17 protein-coding genes are annotated in these 18142 nt (G+C 58.6%); 13 read left to right on the forward strand and 4 right to left on the reverse strand.

From position 1 onward, the window contains the following. The first annotated feature begins 12 nt into the window (after positions 1-12). From pnuC to fapF, 8 genes are all read left to right on the forward strand, one after another. The gene (gene pnuC, locus AC1Q8Q_RS03305; RefSeq protein ID WP_020797146.1) at positions 13-576 is read left to right on the forward strand and encodes a nicotinamide riboside transporter PnuC; all 564 of its coding nucleotides are present in this window, start codon (positions 13-15) and stop codon (positions 574-576) included. Further along, positions 573-1097 carry an AAA family ATPase gene (locus AC1Q8Q_RS03310; protein WP_168759183.1) on the forward strand — a complete coding sequence of 175 codons (525 nt, stop codon included), beginning with the start codon at positions 573-575 and terminating at the stop codon, positions 1095-1097. Before pnuC ends, AC1Q8Q_RS03310 begins: the two co-directional genes overlap by 4 nt. Positions 1098-1430: 333 nt before the next feature. Beyond that, positions 1431-1868 carry a functional amyloid chaperone FapA gene (fapA, locus tag AC1Q8Q_RS03315; protein ID WP_492614851.1) on the forward strand — a complete coding sequence of 146 codons (438 nt, stop codon included), beginning with the start codon at positions 1431-1433 and terminating at the stop codon, positions 1866-1868. 1 nt (position 1869) lies between these two features. Further along, entirely contained in the window at positions 1870-2448 is a 579-nt protein-coding gene (fapB, locus tag AC1Q8Q_RS03320; protein WP_168758216.1) for a fibril amyloid subunit FapB, read from the forward strand. Between the two features lie 51 nt (positions 2449-2499). Further along, positions 2500-4017 (forward strand): amyloid-like fimbrin subunit FapC, encoded by a 1518-nt coding sequence (gene fapC, locus AC1Q8Q_RS03325; RefSeq protein WP_168758217.1) that lies wholly within the window; start codon positions 2500-2502, stop codon positions 4015-4017. A gap of 61 nt (positions 4018-4078) precedes the next feature. Then, on the forward strand, positions 4079-4759 hold the full coding sequence (gene fapD, locus AC1Q8Q_RS03330; protein WP_020797151.1) for a fibril amyloid maturation endopeptidase FapD: 681 nt from the start codon (positions 4079-4081) through the stop codon (positions 4757-4759). 33 nt (positions 4760-4792) lie between these two features. After that, positions 4793-5539 carry a fibril amyloid subunit FapE gene (fapE, locus tag AC1Q8Q_RS03335; RefSeq protein ID WP_020797152.1) on the forward strand — a complete coding sequence of 249 codons (747 nt, stop codon included), beginning with the start codon at positions 4793-4795 and terminating at the stop codon, positions 5537-5539. 46 nt (positions 5540-5585) lie between these two features. Next, positions 5586-6866, forward strand: coding sequence for a fibril amyloid transporter FapF (gene fapF / locus AC1Q8Q_RS03340; RefSeq protein ID WP_033038538.1), 1281 nt, complete (start codon positions 5586-5588; stop codon positions 6864-6866). 160 nt (positions 6867-7026) lie between these two features. Here fapF and AC1Q8Q_RS03345 read toward each other — a convergent pair whose 3' ends face one another. Next, entirely contained in the window at positions 7027-8352 is a 1326-nt protein-coding gene (locus AC1Q8Q_RS03345) for a sigma-54 dependent transcriptional regulator (protein ID WP_168758218.1), read from the reverse strand. 343 nt (positions 8353-8695) lie between these two features. Between AC1Q8Q_RS03345 and AC1Q8Q_RS03350 the strand changes: the two genes are divergently transcribed. From AC1Q8Q_RS03350 to nhaB, 3 genes are all read left to right on the forward strand, one after another. Continuing rightward, positions 8696-8962 (forward strand): hypothetical protein, encoded by a 267-nt coding sequence (locus AC1Q8Q_RS03350; RefSeq protein ID WP_033041741.1) that lies wholly within the window; start codon positions 8696-8698, stop codon positions 8960-8962. 283 nt (positions 8963-9245) lie between these two features. Beyond that, the gene (locus AC1Q8Q_RS03355; RefSeq protein ID WP_492614826.1) at positions 9246-10535 is read left to right on the forward strand and encodes an NHL repeat-containing protein; all 1290 of its coding nucleotides are present in this window, start codon (positions 9246-9248) and stop codon (positions 10533-10535) included. A gap of 78 nt (positions 10536-10613) precedes the next feature. Then, positions 10614-12116 (forward strand): sodium/proton antiporter NhaB, encoded by a 1503-nt coding sequence (nhaB, locus tag AC1Q8Q_RS03360; protein WP_489328181.1) that lies wholly within the window; start codon positions 10614-10616, stop codon positions 12114-12116. Positions 12117-12362: 246 nt separating this feature from the next. Here nhaB and AC1Q8Q_RS03365 read toward each other — a convergent pair whose 3' ends face one another. From AC1Q8Q_RS03365 to gnd, 3 genes are read right to left on the reverse strand one after another with little or no spacing between them, the layout of a single operon-like run. Next, positions 12363-13187 (reverse strand): HAD family hydrolase, encoded by an 825-nt coding sequence (locus AC1Q8Q_RS03365; RefSeq protein WP_489328180.1) that lies wholly within the window; start codon positions 13185-13187, stop codon positions 12363-12365. Continuing rightward, positions 13184-14707 (reverse strand): glucose-6-phosphate dehydrogenase, encoded by a 1524-nt coding sequence (gene zwf, locus AC1Q8Q_RS03370; protein WP_489328179.1) that lies wholly within the window; start codon positions 14705-14707, stop codon positions 13184-13186. Before zwf ends, AC1Q8Q_RS03365 begins: the two co-directional genes overlap by 4 nt. Beyond that, on the reverse strand, positions 14704-15684 hold the full coding sequence (gene gnd / locus AC1Q8Q_RS03375; protein WP_492614827.1) for a phosphogluconate dehydrogenase (NAD(+)-dependent, decarboxylating): 981 nt from the start codon (positions 15682-15684) through the stop codon (positions 14704-14706). Before gnd ends, zwf begins: the two co-directional genes overlap by 4 nt. Before the next feature lie 273 nt (positions 15685-15957). Here gnd and AC1Q8Q_RS03380 point away from each other — a divergent pair, with 273 nt between their 5' ends. Continuing rightward, positions 15958-16134 (forward strand): DUF6026 family protein, encoded by a 177-nt coding sequence (locus AC1Q8Q_RS03380; protein ID WP_020797161.1) that lies wholly within the window; start codon positions 15958-15960, stop codon positions 16132-16134. A 197-nt stretch (positions 16135-16331) separates the two neighbouring features. Then, complete coding sequence (locus AC1Q8Q_RS03385; RefSeq protein WP_492614828.1) at positions 16332-18077, forward strand: phosphoethanolamine transferase CptA; 1746 nt, start codon at positions 16332-16334, stop codon at positions 18075-18077. Positions 18078-18142 lie beyond the last annotated feature (65 nt).

Genomic DNA, 18142 nt, shown 5'->3' on the forward strand with positions numbered 1-18142 from the left:
CCAGGGAAACTTATGTCCGGGCTTGAACTGTTTGCCGCTACCCTCGGCGTCATCGCCGTCTGGTTGACGGTCAAGCAGAACCCTTGGTGCTGGCCGATCGGCCTGGTCATGGTGCTGATCTACAGCTGGATCTTTTTTGAGGTGAAGCTGTATTCGGACATGTTGCTGCAAGTGATATATGCCGCGCTGCAGATTTATGGCTGGTGGCAATGGACGCGCGCAGGCCAGGCGCATCTTGGACGCGAGGTCAGCCGGCTGGATGGGCAGGCGGTGGCTTCGGGGCTGGCCCTTGGCGCGCTCGGCAGCCTGTTGCTGGGCGCCGCCATGGCACACTGGACCGATGCCGCACAACCCTGGCTAGATGCCGCCCTCACGGCTTTCAGCCTGGTGGCGCAATGGTGGATGGCGCAAAAACGCCTGCAGTGCTGGCCGTTGTGGATCGTCCTGGACTGCGTCTTCGTCGGCTTGTTCCTCTATAAGGGGATGTACCTGACGGCTGCCCTGTATGGGTTGTTCGCCCTGTTGGCTATTCAAGGCTGGCGGACATGGCGCAGCGACCCGGTGCTATGCCCATGAAGGTGCTGGTGCTGGCAGGACCGGAATCGAGTGGCAAAAGCTGGCTTTCGAGCGAGATTCACGCCAATTTCGGCGGCATATTGGTCGGCGAGTATGTTCGGTATTTCATCGAGAATGAAGCCCGGCTAACCTGCTTCGAAGACATTACGCCCATAGCACTTGGCCAGCTTACTTGGGAAGATCAGGCACGGGCGAAACAGCCGTCACTGTTGATTCTCGATACGCACCTGTTAAGCAATGTACTTTGGAGTCGAACGTTGTTCGGCGCCTGCCCGTCGTGGATCGAACGGGCTTTGCAGAAACGCCATTACGACCTTCACCTGCTGCTGAGCCCTGATACGGTGGCCTGGCATGACGACGGACAGCGTTGCCAGCCGCAACTGGAAGAACGCCAGGCATTTTTCCAGGCCAGCCGCCAGTGGTTTGAGCTGCATCGCCAGCCTTACGAGGTACTGCAAGGTGACTGGCAACAACGCAAGGACATGGCGTTCGAGGCTGTGACACGCTTGCTACGCACCTGACAGGGCGGCCCCGCCCTGCCAGAAAATGTCCATTGCTGAAACACCTCATCTCGCGCAAATCATCGAGCTAGAGCGGTTCGAGCATTCTTTCAAGAAAATGTTAAGCCGCTGATACAACGCTCCCTAAACGCCCTTAGCAAGCAATGCCGCCAGCATGGACGGCACTTTCGCGCGGCTTTGTCTCAGTGACGTTACAAAGTGTTTTTCACCACCTCAACAGTTAAAGCCAAGCCACTGTTATTAAAGACAAATCAAAAACCGGCACACCTTCTGCTCTCTTCCCCTGCAACGCTGATAAGGGCCAGCGTTCCACTTACAGAAGGAATTGCCGCCGTGGGGAAACTTCAGAACAAAATTCATAGTCTCCTGCTGATCGGATGCGCACTGAGCTCAATGGCTTGTCTGTCTGTACAAGCGGACAACGGCATTATCATCATCAAGCGTGATGTCCAGGTGCGCAACGCGACGAGTGCGCCGCTCGTTCCCGACCCTAACCCCACGACCGTCAACGCCAACCCGTCCAAACAGGTCCTCGCTCAAACCAATGAGTTGAGTGACGGTGACTTTGCCGGCGTTGCCAGTGGTGCAGGCATCTCCCGCCTAGTGACGCAAAACACCAACAACCTGGGCGGCAATATCAGCACCCAGACCCAACTTTCCAACCTCCCCGCCGGGCGTTCGGGCAATTCCGGCAGCGGCATTGCCAACATGGTCAACTCCAACGTCCAACAGGGCCTGGGCGCCCTGAAAATCATAACGGGAGACCGTTAAGATGAATCGTACGCTGCTGATGTTCGCCATGTTTTGCAGTGCATCGACCTTCGCCCAATCCCCCGTCCCCGTCATCAATAACGCCGACATCGACGGTTCGGGCGCGCAGTATCAAGGCAACTTCGCGGTCAACCAGGCGGCCGGCGACCTGCAGCAACAGGCTAATGCCCGGGCCATCGCCGCGGGTCATAACGCCAGCGCGACCACAGAGATTCGCCAACGGTTACGCACCATTGTCGACCCCAACATGGATGCCCGATCCAGCATTCAAGGCGACTCCTTCAGCCATGGCAATGGCGCGTTGGGCGTCAACCAGAGCGCGGGCGCCAGCAACCAGCAAGCCAATGCGCTGCGGATCAGCACCAGCGCACAGCCGCAAAGTATCGATGACAGCGTCCTCATGCAACAGAACGTGACGCTGCTCTACAACTCCGATCCAACTGACTCCGCACCAGGCTATCGCCAGGTCACTACAAGTGACCAGGCTTTCACCGGTAGCCGTGGGCTCATTCAGTTGAATCAGAGCGCCGGGGTGGGAAACCGAATGGCCAACACCCTCAGCGTACGGGTCGTGGACTGACCCAAACAGGTAATAACAACACTTAACCTAAAATAAGTACGGAGAATCACCATGAAACCTTCGATGGCATTAAAGCCTCTGGTTTTCGCAATTGCTGCGGTCATGGCTGTTGCTGTACAAGCTGGGCAAAACGATCGGCGTGGTAACCATCATCACAACGGAGGCCACCACACCCCTCCTGCAAAAATGATCCCTATCAGTGCGACTGCCAATGCTCACGACAGACAGAGCAGCACCAACAATCGCATCTGGAATGAAGGGGTAGAAAACTCGGCCGAGATGAGCAGTTCGGCCCAAGGCGCAAGTGGCAACGTCGGCGTCAACGTGGCGGCAGGTAACGGCAACCAGCAAGACAACGCCGCCGCCATCGCCAACGCAGCCTCCGACAACGCCGCGATCGACAACAGCTTCGTGTTCGGCACGGCCACTGCCTCCGCCGACGTGCGGCAAACCAGCAACCGTAACGTCGTCCACAACTTCGGCGTAACCAACTCTGCCGTGATGAGTGGATCCGCCGATGGCAGCAGCGGTAACGTGGGTGTCAACATTGCTGGCGGCGACCTGAACCAGCAGAAAAACACCATGGCAATTGCCAACACCAATGCCCCACTGGGTAGCGCAAGAGCCACCGCCTCCGCCAACCAGGACGGTCCTGGCTTGATCGTGAACAACACCGCTGACCGGACCTATCGCGTGGATACCATTACGGTTACCAAAACCGCTAGCGGTAGCGCCTCTCGCGAGAAGTCCTTCGAAGCCAGTGGCAGTCAAAGCAACTCGTCGAGCTGGGCCGCTGCCGGTTCCAGGAGCTCTGAAGCCAGCGGTTCCTTCAGCCTGGATGCAAGCGGATCCAAAAGCAGTAATGCCAGCGGTTCCAACAGCAGCAGCGCGAGCGGTTCCTTCAGCCTGGACGCAAGCGGTTCCAACAGCAGCGCTGCGAGTGGTTCCAATAGCAGCAGTGCAAGCGGTTCATCGAGTGCTTCTTTGAATGCTTCCCTGGACGCTTCCCTGGACGCTGCGGCGGCGTCTTCCCACTCCACTACCGTCAACAATGGCTGGGGCGATCGCACCCGCAGCAGAGAGTCCGATGCATCGCTTACCGCTTCGCTTAGCGCTTCGCTTGACGTGTCGGTAGACAAATCATACGACAAATCGCGCGAATCCTCGTTCGACAGGTCTCGCGAATCCTCGTTCGACAAGTCTCTCGATGTCTCGTACGACAAATCCCGTGAATCCTCGTACGACAAATCGCGCGATTCCTCGTTCGAAAAATCGTTCGACACTTCGTTCGAGAAAGCCAACGCGTCGTCGTATGACAAATCGGGCAGCAAGTCGTCCGAATCCGAGTACGCAAAAGCGAAAAGCTGGAGCGAAAGCAGCTCTTATGATTTGAGCAACACCTACTCTTATCAAGTGCTGACTCCAACCGGCTGGGCCAACCCTGTAACCAACACTGCAACCCTGAGCGGTTCGGTGAACGGCGGCAGCGGCAACCTGGGCGTCAACGTGGCTGCTGGTGTGGGCAACCAACAAAGCAACTCGTTGGCCATCTCCAACCAATCGTTCTAATGCTGTCAGTCGAGGCCCCCTTCCGGGGGCCTTTTCAACCCAACCAGAAGGCGTCCCCACCATGCGTATTATCGCCTTGGCAATCTTGCTTTGCGTGTCCAGTGTGATCGAGGCTGCACAACTGCCGCTGTCTGTCCTGCCAGGCGGTGCGGTGGTGTACAAACCGATCCAGAGCATTCGCGAGCGCAAATTTGCCGACCTGGTGCAGCAGAAAACCGATTTCAGTTGCGGCGCCGCTGCGCTTGCGACCATCTTGCGCCAGGCCTACTGGCTTGACGTAGACGAAGAACAGATCATCGAAGGCATGCTGTCACATTCCGATCAGGATCTGGTCCGCGTCCAGGGTTTCTCCATGCTCGACATGAAGCGCTACGTGGAAAGTCTCGGGATGCGGGCGCGTGGCTATCGTGTATCACCTGAATCTTTGAAGGAGATCAGGATTCCGGTGGTGGTACTCATGGACATCCGTGGCTACAAACACTTTGTGGTCATGCAAAGAGTCCATAACGACTGGGTCTATATCGGCGATCCGGTACTCGGGCATAAACGCTACAAAGTCGATGACTTTATCAAAGGCTGGAACGGCATCATCTTTGCCGTCATCGGCCAAGGCTACGACAAAAATAATGCATTGCTCGACCCGCCCCTGCCACTGACTGCCAAGAACCGCGTCAATACCTTCAGCCCGGTGCAGGACGCGGAGTTGATGGATTTCGGCTTCATACAAAGCGACTTCTTCTAATAACAAGCGAGCATGATGCTCGGGGAGTATCCAATGAAGACTCCAATCTGGCTGGCCGTCGTTTGCCTGGCCGCCAGCCTGCCGATCCATGCAGAAATATTGAAACCCATTGAGTTGAACGACCAGGAACTGGCAAGCCTGCGCGGGCGTTATGTCTTGCCGGGACGGATCATCAGTTTCGGGATTGCCATGACCAGCACCTGGCAAAACGCCAACGGGGAAGTGATCGGGGCAACGTCCTCGATGCAAATTCAACAGTCGACCATCAAGCCACAATTCTATGTGTCGTTGATCGACGAAAAAGGCACTGGTTCAGCGCGTACCCAAAGCACCGGCACCGGCACGGTCACCGGCGGTGGCGGCCTCAACAGCACCGAAGGCGTCACTCAAGTCGTGCGGGCTGCCGGCGACAACAACAGTGCCTACAACAACGTCGATATCAACGTTACCAAGGCCAACCAGGCGCCAGCCACGCAACAGCAGGGCCAGGCACTTGCCGCGGGTTCGACCTTGGTCGGTTCCAATGGCGCGGGCACGCTGAGCGTTTCCTCGAGCGGTTCTGGGGTGCAACTTAACATCATGGCCAACAACAACCAGGGCAGTACCATGCAACGCCTGGCCCAGGGCGGGTTGATGCAGAACACGACGTTGCTCGGCAATAGCAACCAGGTCAGGAACCTCACATCGTTGAATGTCGTGCTGCGCGACAACATGGCGACAGCCGGCTCGTTGAACGGCAATCTGGACCAGCTCAAAGGTCTTCGCACTCAAGGATTCTGATCTACGCTCAGTCTCATCATCTGTAGTCAGAAGGGACGGCTAACCCATGCACCGATCGTTAACGTTCAGAGTTATCGTTTGTCTGAGTAGCCTGGCACCGGCCCCATTGCTATACGCAGCACCGGACCCCCAGGTAGAAGCACTAAAACAAGAACTCATGGAGTTGAAACAGCGTTACGAAGCACAACAGAACGCGCTGATGGTCCTCGAACAGCGCGTTCGACAAGTCGAAGAAGCTCCTGCGACACCTGCGCCCAAACGCCTGACCAAGTCCCCCGCGGAATCGCCCAATAGTGGCCAGAAGGTGGCTACCGGCGCGCCCGGAACCACGGGCAGCTCCTACGGGCAGTCGCTCAAGGATGACTCGGAACCGGCACAAAGCGTATCCAACCTGTACGACGAAGCCAGCGGGTTCTTCGGCGGCGGCAAGTTCAGCGTCGAAACCGGCCTGACCTACACGCACTACGATACCCGTGCGCTGACGCTCAACGGCTTCCTGGCACTGGACTCGATTTTTCTCGGCAACATCAACCTGGACCGCATCAAGGCCGACAACTGGACACTGGACCTGACCGCCCGCTACAACGTAGCGCAACGCTGGCAGTTCGACATTAACGTCCCCGTGATCTATCGCGAGTCTACGTACTCCTCCGGTGGTGCCGGCGGCGCCGCCAACGGGGTTTCAGACGAAACCGTTACCCGCGACCCGGCCATCGGCGATGTGAACGTTGGCGTGGCCTACAAATTCCTCGACGAGTCAGCCAACCTGCCCGACGCGGTGGCGACACTGCGCATCAAGGCGCCAACCGGGGAAGACCCTTACGGTATCAAGCTGATCGAGGTCCCGGGCAACGATAACCTCGCGGTACCCGAAGACTTGCCGACCGGCAATGGTGTCTGGTCGATCACCCCGGGGATCTCGCTGGTCAAGACCTTCGACCCGGCCGTGCTGTTCGGCAGCTTGGCCTACACCTACAACATGGAGGACTCTTTCAGCGACATCAGCCCTCAGGTCAATTCCAAGGTGCCCGGGGACGTGAAACTGGGCGATTCCTGGCAGATCGGCGCCGGCATTGCCTTCGCCTTGAACGAGAAGATGAGTATGTCGTTCTCCTTCACCGATCAGTTCGCACGCAAGAGCAAGATCAAGCCGGACGGCGGCGATTGGCAATCGATCTCCAACAGCGACTACAACTCGGCCAACTTCAACATCGGCATGACCTTGGCCGCCACCGACAACCTTACGATCGTTCCCAACCTGGCCATCGGCCTGACCGACGACTCGCCGGACTTTTCCTTCAGCCTGAAATTCCCGTACTACTTCTGACCCACGACAAAGCCCCGTTGCGACTTCAATCGCAACGGGGCTTTTTCTTTCTGTAGGAGCGAGCATGCTCGCGATGGTCCTCAACGATTACGCGGGAAGCCTGGCACCCCGTGGTGTCCTGTGGTCCATCGCGAGCATGCTCGCTCCTACGGTATCGTGTTCAGCGAATTTGATGCTTGTGCAACAACCGGTAGAAGGTCGGCCTGGATATCCCCAGCACCTTGGCGGCAATGCTCAGGTTGTCGCTGTGGCGGTTTAGTACATCACACAAGGCCTGGCGCTCTGCCCGGTGCTTGTAGTCTTCCAGCGTGCCCATCGGCGCGGCAACGGTGTGATGGCTGATCAGCCCGAGGTCTCGCGCTTCGATCTGCCGGCCCTCGGCCAGCACCAACCCGCGCCGCACCCGGTTGGCCAGCTCGCGCACATTGCCCGGCCAGTCATGTTTGCCCATGGCTATCAGTGCGTCTTCGCTGAAGCTGCGGGGACGGCGGCCAGTTTCATGGCTGTAGAAATGGGAAAAATGGTTGGCCAGCATCGACAGGTCGCCATTGCGCTCACGCAGGGGCGCGGTCGCGACTTGCAACACGTTCAGACGATAATACAAGTCTTCGCGAAAGCCTTTCTTTTCAATCGCCGCTTCAAGATCGACATGGGTTGCCGCCAGTACCCGCACATCCACCGGAATCGGCTGACTGCCGCCCACCCGCTCGATGTGTTTTTCCTGGAGGAACCGCAACAGGCTCGCCTGCAGTTCCAGGGGCAGATCACCGATCTCGTCGAGAAACAGCGTGCCGCCGTTGGCCGCTTCGATCCGCCCGATCTTACGTTGATGGGCACCCGTAAAGGCGCCCTTCTCGTGGCCAAACAGCTCGGACTGGATCAGGTGCTCGGGAATAGCCCCGCAATTGATAGCGACAAAGGGCTTGCTGTGGCGCAGGGATTGTCGATGCAGCGTACGCGCCACCAATTCTTTACCAGTACCGCTTTCGCCACGAATCAACACCGGCGATTCGGTGGGCGCCAGCTTGCTCAGTAACTTGCGCAATTCGCGTATGGGCTTGCTGTCGCCCAGCAGTTCGTGCTCAGGCTGATCGATATGAACCGTGCCCTGTCCGCGCAGCCGCGCCATGCCAAAGGCCCGACCCAATGTGACCTGGACCCTGGAGACATCGAACGGCAAGGTATGAAAATCGAAAAACCACTCGCAGACAAAGTCCCCGACATTCTGTAGCCGCAGGACATCCTGATTGAGTACGGCGATCCACTCGGTACCGCTTCGGCTGATCACCTCTTTGACGGTATCCGGATGCTCAAGGTGAAAGGGCTGTAATCGTAACAAGCCCACGTCACAACTTCGATCGGCGGCGTTGTCCAGCGAACAGCTATCAACGTCCCATCCCACGGAGCGTAATCCCGGCAGCAAACGATGGCAGTCGTCGCAGGGATCCACCACTAATAAACGACGTAACGCAGGCGCTTCGTTCATGTGATTTCCTTGACGCCAAATTTAAGGATTTTTTATTAAAAACAGTCATTTGGCGGACCTGGCTGTAACGTTAGCAAGAATTTGACGGGCGCTTGTACCGTTTGACTATAGGGCTTCTAGATAAAGAGTTATAAGAAGCGGGATTTTCCAGCCATCTGACGAAAGTTTTCTTTCATTACGCTTTCAACGCGAGGCTGTATCCTTGGGATGCGAAAGAAAGTTGAAATTTCTTTTGCTTGAGTGTGACCTGAACCCCGGTTACGGGCATCAGTACAAGTAACCAGCCGAACGGTAAGCCCAACCGACGGCAATTGACTTGACTGGGCCTATAGAGAGACGACCTATGAACGCCCCACTCCGTGTCAACGAAGCTCTTTTGATTGCCGACCGCGCATTTAAACCGTTCAAATGCGTGGCCTGGGCCCCACAAGACGGTAATGGCGAACTGACCCTCACCGTGATCGACCGCACCAATAACAATATTGGACGCAAGCAGATCCCGAGCAGCGCCTATACCGATCCAGCGCAGCTTGAGTGCTTGCTGCAACAGGCCCGCGCCGAGCTGAGCGAAGAAGGCTACACGTTGCAATCATGGTCGATGCCGCAATAACTGTATGGCGGATTACGTCAGGTAATCCGCATCCCTGGCTGGAATTATATGGCTGTTTTTTCACGCCAAGCGCACTCAAGACGCTTTCTTACTTGAACTTCGACGCGCCCTTAATTCTTTGCTGGCTTGCCATTGGTTCGAAAAGACACTGTTGTGGCACACAACGACCCTCCGTCTGTTTGTTCTGACAGTTGTGCATTTAATCATTCAGGGATTGAATATTCTCTAGAAAGTCGCCACCGCCCAACTTCTGGATAAGGACGACTCGCAAGGAGATGCGTGCATGTCAATCCAGTCTGTTTTGGCTTTCCCGGCAATTGTCCGTGATGCTGGAAAGCTAGACACTACCTTCGCTGCCAAAGGCACCGCCCAGGTGTATTTCTTCGGCAGCACTTCAAGCTTGGCCAACGACATCGCAATTGATTCACAGGGCCGGCTATTGGTGGCGGCTAAGGTCACCCTGCCTGGTGGCAGCCGCTTTGGCCTGGCACGTTTGCTCAGGGACGGTTCAGCGGACCTGGCTTTTGGCAAACAAGGCAGTGTCATCGGGCAATTCGAACCGGGTTTCGAGGCCATGGCGGGAAAGGTAAAGGTGCTGCCCAATGGGCACATCTTGATCGTCGGCCTGCAATACGAAAGCGAACACTGCACACTCCCCGCGCTGGCGCTGTTTGACTCGCTGGGTCAACCGGTCAAGCGTTTTGGCGACAATGGCCGTCGCGTCGTGCGGCTGCCAGGCAACTTCTCCCAGGGCATGCGCGACGTCTGGCTACCCCCGGGCGTACCAGGCGCCGAGGCCTGCGGCGTCGACGTGCAGGACGACGGTCGCATCCTGTTGGTGGCCAATCATCACTTCGAACTCGCCGATCATGCCGCCATGCTGATACGGCTGACCGCAGAGGGCGCGCTGGACAACAGCTTCAATGGCCGCGGCTTTGTGATGGTCAGGCACCTGCTGATGAATACCTGGCTCAGCAGTGTGACGGTACAAGACGACGGCCGCATCCTGGTCGGTGGCTCAATCAATTTCCCGGAAGAAGGCCTGGTGGCCCGCTATCATGCCGATGGCAGCCTGGACAGCAGTTTTGCCCTGGATGGCTTCATGAGTTTCATGGCATGCGGACACAGTGCCCAAGTCAGCCAACTCGTCCAGCAGGCCAACGGCGACGTTCAATGTTTTGGCAGCAGCCGCGAACCCATGCGCTGCCTGGCCCTGAAAATACACGCCAATGGACGCCCGGATCATCATTGCAATGGCGGCCAGGCGCAATTACTGGAAATCGGTCGCAGCGGTTGCCAATGGACTGCCGCGCAAATGCAGCCGGACGGCAGCGTGTTGACCGCGGGCGCCACCATTGGCGGCGTCGAGGCCGACTTTGTATTGGGCCGATACCTGCCGGGCGGGCAGCTCGATGGCGACTTTGGCGACGGCAGCGGATTTGTACGCACCCGACTGGGCCGCAGCCTTGACACAGCCACTTCAATCGCGGTGCAGAATGATGGCAACATCCTCGTCGGCGGCTATTCGCTGGACGGTACCTATCGGGCGATCGTCGCACGCTACTTGGGCTAACTCGATAGACTTTTCCTACGCTTGATCTTCTGTTCGGCTTACGGCAAGTTGCGCGCTTCTTAACTCAAGGAGTAGCCGATGTCCGGCTCGATGGCCCAGGCGTTCGCGCACAATTTTCTCGGCAACTCACCGCGCTGGTACAAGGCCTGCATTGTCGGTTTCCTGCTTCTCAACGCCGTGACGTTATGGACCGCAGGCCCGGTGGTGGCTGGATGGTTGCTGGTGCTGGAGTTCATTTTTACGCTGGCCATGGCCCTCAAATGTTATCCGCTGATGCCCGGCGGCCTACTGTTGGTCGAAGCGCTGTTGTTGAAAATGACCACGCCCCAGGCACTCTATGACGAGTTGCTGCACAACTTCCCGGTGATCCTGCTGCTGATGTTCATGGTCGCCGGTATCTACTTCATGAAAGACCTGCTGCTGTTCCTGTTCTCGCGCCTGCTGCTAGGGGTACGCAGCAAGGCCCTGCTGGCGCTGATGTTCTGCTTTTTGTCGGCGTTCCTGTCGGCGTTTCTCGATGCCCTGACCGTAACCGCGGTGATCATCAGTGCCGCCGTCGGGTTTTACTCGGTGTACCACCGCGTCGCCTCGGGCAGCGATCCGCGCCAGGACAGCGAGTACAGCGATGACCAGCACCTGCCCACCCTGCATCACGCCGACCTCGAGCAATTCCGCGCGTTTTTGCGCAGCCTGCTGATGCACGGCGCCGTGGGCACTGCGCTCGGTGGTGTGTGCACGCTGGTGGGCGAACCGCAGAACCTGCTGATTGGCCATGAAATGGGCTGGCACTTCGCCGAATTTTTCCTGCAGGTCGCGCCGGTGTCCTTGCCTGTGCTGGTCGCAGGCCTGATCACCTGTGTCCTGCTGGAAAAGCTGCGCTGGTTTGGCTATGGCACGTTGCTGCCGGACAACGTTCGTACCGTGCTGGCCAACTACGCTGCCCAGGATAATGCCGAGCGCACTTCCCGCCAGCGTGCTGCGTTGCTCGTGCAAGGTGCGGCGGCCTTGATCCTGATTGCCGGGCTGGCCTTTCATGTGGCGGAAGTGGGCCTGATCGGGTTGATGGTGATCGTGCTGATCACCGCATTCACCGGCATCACCGACGAGCACCGCCTGGGCAACGCATTCAAGGACGCCATGCCCTTCACCGCATTGCTGGTGGTGTTTTTCGCCGTGGTGGCGGTAATCCACGATCAACAGTTGTTCACGCCATTGATCCATTGGGTGCTGGCCCTGCCCGCCGACCAACAACCCGGCATGCTGTACATCGCCAACGGCTTGCTCTCGGCCATCAGCGACAATGTGTTCGTGGCCACCATCTACATCACCGAGGTAAAACAGGCCTTCCTCTCCGGGCACATGAGCCGCGAACATTTCGAGACGTTGGCGATTGCGATCAATACCGGAACCAACCTGCCCAGCGTGGCGACGCCCAATGGCCAGGCGGCGTTCCTGTTCCTGCTGACCTCGGCGATTGCACCGCTGATTCGCCTGTCGTATGGACGGATGGTATGGATGGCGTTGCCATATACCGTGGTGATGGGTGTGCTGGGTTGGTACGCCGTGAGTTTCTGGCTTTGAGGTGGCTGGCTGGCGAGGAACGATGACGCGGTGCAGCAGTTACACCGCGGCGTCTGCTTCGCCTGTAGGTGCCAGGCTTGCCGGCGAAGAACGATGACGCGGTACGACAGATAAACCGCGGCGTATCGTTCGCGGGCAAGCCTCGCTCCTACAAGCGAAGAACGATGACGCGATTCAACAGATGCACCGCAGCGACTGGATCGCCGGCAAGCCTGGCTCCTACAAAGCCAAGAACGGTGATGCGGTTTAACGATCGTTCAGGATGTAGCGCTCGATGGCTTGGGCCGCCCCGTCCTCGGTGTTGGCTCCAGTTACCACATCGGCCTGGCGTTTGACTTCGTCCTCCGCCTGGCCCATGGCGATCGACAACCCGGCCACATGAAACATCGCCGGGTCATTGCCGCCATCGCCCATGGCCGCTGTCTGCTCCAGCGGCAGACCGAGAAACTCGGCCAGCGTCGCCAACGCCTGCCCCTTGTTGGCCTGCATCGCAGTCACGTCCAGATACACCGGCTGTGAACGCGAGACTTGGGCCTGGCCTTCAACTTTCGCCAGCAACCGGGCCTCCAGCTCAACCAGCAACTGCGTGTTGCTGCTGGCGGCGACGATCTTGTCGATGCGGGCCAGGTACGGTTCGTAGCTTTCGACCACCACTGGCGGATATCCCAGCCCGTGTTGTTCGCGCGGCACCAAGGGGCCGGTCGCGTCTTTCACCAGCCAGTCGCCGCAACTGAACACCCAGACTTCGATCTCCGGTTGATCGGCGAACAGCGCCAGGGTCATCAATGCCGCCGCGGCCGGTAAATAATGCGCGACGAGCAAACTGCCATCGGGATGAACGACGGTGCCGCCGTTGAAGGCTGCCGTGGGCAGGTCAACGCCCAAGGCCTCGATCGTTTGCAACATGGCCCTGGGTGGACGCCCCGTGGCCAGGCTGAACGACACTCCGGCTTCACGCAACGAACGGACCGCGTCGATGGTGCGTTGGCTGAGGCTGTGATCGGGCAACAATAACGTGCCGTCCATGTCACTGAGCAGCAAGCGGATGGGTTGTTGCGACTCGTCACTCATCCGAGGCCATGCCAGACGCGACCATCGCGAGCCAGCAGTTCTTCGGCGGCTTGCGGTCCGTTTTCGCCTGCAGCGTAGCCCTGCACGCTGGCATCCTGCTGCCAGGCGTCCAGGAAAGGCTGCACCGCACGCCAGCCGTTCTCGATGTTATCGGCGCGCTGGAACAGGGTCTGATCGCCGGTGAGGCAATCGTAGATCAAGGTTTCGTAGCCGGTGGACGGCTGCATTTCGAAGAAATCCTTGTAGGCAAACCCCAGTTCGATGTTGTCCATCTTCAGGGTCTGGCCGGGGCGCTTGGCCAGCAGGTCGAACCACATGCCTTCGTTGGGTTGAATCTGGATGCGCAGGTAGGTGGGTGCCAGCTCATCGACTTCGGTATCGCGGAACTGCGCATAAGGCGCAGGTTTGAAGCAGATGACGATTTCGGTGTCGCGCACGCTCATGCGCTTGCCGGTACGCAGGTAGAAAGGCACGCCAACCCAGCGCCAGTTATCGATCATGACTTTGAGGGCGACATAGGTTTCGATGTTGCTGTCGGGCGCTACCTTGTCTTCCTGGCGATAACCGCGCAGTCGCTGACCATCGACTTCGCCAGCGGTGTACTGGCCACGCACCGAATTGGCCCGGGCCTCCTCCACCGACCAGGGACGAATCGCGCCGACCACCTTGGCTTTCTCACCGCGAACCGCATCGGCGCCGAACGCGGCCGGTGGCTCCATGGCCACCATCGCCAACAACTGGAACAGATGATTGGGCACCATGTCCCGCAGGGCGCCAGTGTTTTCGTAGAAACTGCCACGGGTTTCGACGCCGACGGTTTCGGCGGCGGTGATTTGCACGTGGTCGATGTAATGGTTGTTCCAGAACGCTTCGAACAGGCTGTTGGAGAACCGGCTGACCAGGATGTTCTGCACGGTCTCCTTGCCCAGGTAATGATCGATACGGTAGATCTGCTTTTCCGTCATGACCTTGAGCAGGCAGGCGTTCAGGGCCTCGGCGGTCTGCAGGTCGGAACCGAAAGGCTTTTCGATCACCACCCTGCGAAACACCTCGGGGCTTTCCTGCAGCAAGCCGGACGCGCCGAGACGGCGCACCACTTCACTGAAAAAGCGTGGCGCGGTGGCCAGGTAGAACACCGCGTTGCCAGTGCCGCTGGCGGCGATTTTTGCCGCCAGCGCTTGATAAGTGCCGTCGTCCAGGAAATCGCCCTGGACGTAGCTGATGCCTTTGGCGAGGTTGGCCCACACAACCGGGTCAAGGGCCTGATCGCCCTTGCCGATTTTGCCGGCAACCTCATTGCGAATGAAGTCCTCGAGCTTTTGCGCGAAGCCTTCATCGCTGATGGCGTTATGGTCAACGCCGACGATCCGCAAGCCATCCCCGAGTAAACCGTCGCGCTTGAGGTTGTACAGCGCCGGCATCAGCAGGCGCTTGACCAGATCACCGTGGGCGCCGAACAGGAACAGCGTGGTGGGTGGCGCGGGTTCAGTCTTGGATTTCCTGCGGATCCCATGGGTCATTTTTTCGCGGTCTCCACGTGGCCGCCGAAGCCGAAGCGCTGGGCCGAGAGAATCTTGTCGCCAAAAGTGCCCTGGCCACGGGAACGGTAACGGGCGAACAACGAGTTCGACAGCACCGGTACAGGTACGGCCTGCTCCATGGCGGCCTCGATGGTCCATTGGCCTTCACCGCTGTCAGCCACGGAACCCGAGAAGCCGTCGAGTTTCGGATCGCTGGCCAGCGCGTCGGCCGTCAAGTCCAGCAGCCAGGACGACACGACGCTGCCCCGACGCCAGACTTCGGCGATGTCGGCGACGTTCAGGTCAAAACGCTGGTCTTCCGGCAGCTTGGTGCTGGACTTGGTCTTGAGGATGTCGAAACCTTCGGCGAAGGCCTGCATCATGCCGTATTCGATGCCGTTGTGGATCATCTTGACGAAATGCCCGGCACCGGCGGGACCGGCGTGGATGTAACCGCGCTCGGCGCGATCGTCATCGGATTTGCGGTCCTTGGTGCGCGGGATATCGCCCATGCCTGGCGCGAGTCTGTCGAACAGCGGGTCAAGACGCTTAACGGTCTCGGTATCGCCGCCGATCATCATGCAATAGCCGCGCTCCAGGCCCCAGACACCGCCGGAGGTGCCGACGTCGATATAGTGCAGGCCTTTTTCCGAAAGGGTCTTGGCCCGGCGGATGTCGTCCTTATAGAAGGTGTTGCCACCGTCGATGATGGTATCGCCGGCTTCGAGCAAGGTGCTCAGGGTGTCGATGGTGTCTTCGGTCGGTGCGCCTGCCGGCAACATGACCCACACCGCTCGTGGTTTGGCCAGGCCAGCGACCAGGGCCGGCAAATCGGCGACGCCGGTGGCGCCTTCGCTGCTCAAGGTATCGACGAAGGCGGTATTGCGGTCGTACACAACGGTGGTATGTCCGTTGAGCATCAGGCGCCGCGCAATATTGCCGCCCATGCGGCCCAGTCCAATAATCCCGAGTTGCATGTGCTGATGCTCCCTACTACAAATAAAAGTGTGTCAAAGGTTATAGCCCAACGCGACTCATGAGGTTAGTCCAGAGCGTTGGCATGAAGTTTCCGGGCATTGTGCCCGATCCTGATGGATAACGTCGGGAATCGTGCCGAAGACACAACGACCATGAAAAATAAAAAAGTTCCCTTCGGGGGCAAAAGAAATCAAAATTGGCGCCGATAGTAGATGAGCCACCGATTTCGGCGGCCAACCTACAGTTGAGACACGCCATTTGCGAGGTGAGCAATGGGCACAGTACACACCGCACTGCCAGCACAAACCCTTTACGTCACTATCCGTCGCGATGAATTGCGCCAGTTGAAAGACGAGCGTGACCAGTTGAAACAGGAGCTGGCGCAATTGCGCTTGCTGATCCAGGGCCAACAGCCCTTGCCATTGCCCCAGCGGGCACCGCACGCCTGATCTCCTCGCCTTTGTCGGAAGTAGTACTGCACTGCTTCCGGCGCGCCGTATCCCCTTTTGCCTGCGATCACTCACGAAATTTTCACATTCGCCTGTTGATACTTCGGCGCTTTGTGCGCCGCCTGGACTGTGCGCGGCCGCCGTTTTCGGCGCTTGCGTGGCCTGGCGGTACGAGTGACTACTGGCTGGAGCGTTGAATGACTTGGTTTAAACGCAGCGATTCGTCTGCGGAAGGTTTCGATTGGGCAGGGTTTCTCTGGCTGTTCCTGTTCTTCTGGTATTTTTCCGGCATCACCCAACTGTTGATCCAGCTGACCGGCACCTCCGGTTTCACCGGGTTTCGCCAGGCGTTCGTGATGAGTGCCATCTGGTTGGCACCGATGCTGTTGTTCCCAAGGCAAACCCGAGTGATGGCCGCGGTCATCGGCGTGGTGCTGTGGGCGTGCTCGATGGCCAGCCTCGGTTACTTCTTCATTTATCAGCAGGAATTCTCCCAGAGCGTCATCTTCATCATGTTCGAGTCGAACGTGTCCGAAGCTGGCGAATACATGACCCAGTATTTTGCCTGGTGGATGGTTCCGGCCTTCCTCGCGCACACCGCGGTCGGCTATTTCCTGTGGACACGCCTGCGCCCGGTGTACCTGCCTCGCGCCAAGGCCCTGGCGGTGGCCGCCGCCATACTGGTCGGCGTGGTCGGTTATCCGCTGGTCAAACAAACCCTGCGTACCGGCAGCTTCGCCGAGGGCTTCGAGAAATTCGAAACACGCATCGAGCCGGCTGTGCCGTGGCAGATGGCCGTGGCCTATCACCGCTACCTCGATACCCTGGCCAACATGCAGCAGATGCTGCACAGCGCGAGCAAGGCCGCACCACTGCACAACTTCAAGGATTCGACGGCCAACCAGCCCGCCACCCTCGTGTTGGTGATCGGCGAATCCACCAACCGACAGCGCATGAGCCTGTACGGCTATCCTCGGCAAACCACCCCGGAACTGGACAAGCTCAAGGACCAACTGGCGGTCTTCGATAACGTCATCACGCCGCGCCCCTACACCATCGAGGCATTGCAACAGGTTCTGACTTTCGCCGACGAAGAAAACCCTGAGCTGTACCTGTCCACGCCTTCATTGGTCGCCATGATGAAACAGGCTGGCTACAAGACGTTCTGGATCACCAACCAGCAGACCATGACCAAGCGCAACACCATGCTCACGACCTTTTCCGAGCAGGCCGACGAACAGGTGTACCTGAACAACAATCGCAACCAGAATGCCGCCCAGTACGATGGCGATGTGATCGAGCCGTTCAACAAGGCCCTGGCCGACGCGGCACCGCGCAAGCTGATCGTGGTGCATTTGCTTGGCACGCACATGAGCTATCAGTACCGCTACCCTGCGACCTTCGACAAGTTCAAGGATCGCAACGGTGTTCCGGCCGGCGTAAGGGACGATCAACTGCCCACCTATAACAGCTACGACAACGCCGTGCTGTACAACGACTTCGTGGTGTCGAGCCTGATCAAGGACTTCGCCAAGTCTGACCCGAATGGCTTCCTGTTCTACCTCTCCGACCACGGCGAAGACGTGTTCGACTCCCCTGGCCATGGCACCCTCGGGCGCAACGAGAGCAAGCCGACGGCGCCGATGTATACCATCCCGTTCATGGCCTGGGCCTCGCCAAAGTGGCGCGAAACCCACGACTGGAACTTTGCCGGCGACCTGGGGCGCCCGTACAGCAGTTCGCACCTGATCCATACCTGGGCACACCTGGCGGGGTTGAGTTTCGATGAACTCGATCGCAGCAAGAGCGTGGTCAGCGACAGCTTCAAGGCGCGCCCATTGCTGATCGGCAACCCTTATGAGCGGCAACAGCGGCCCTTGATCGATTTCAGCCTGATCAAGCCAAAAGCTGCGCCAGTCTTGCCTGAAGTCGTGCAAAAGTAGTCCTTTCAACACCATTCAAACCTGTGGGAGCGAGCCTGCTCGCGATGACGTCGGCACAGTCAACA

Source organism: Pseudomonas sp. GW823-FHT06B06, from assembly GCF_058795195.1.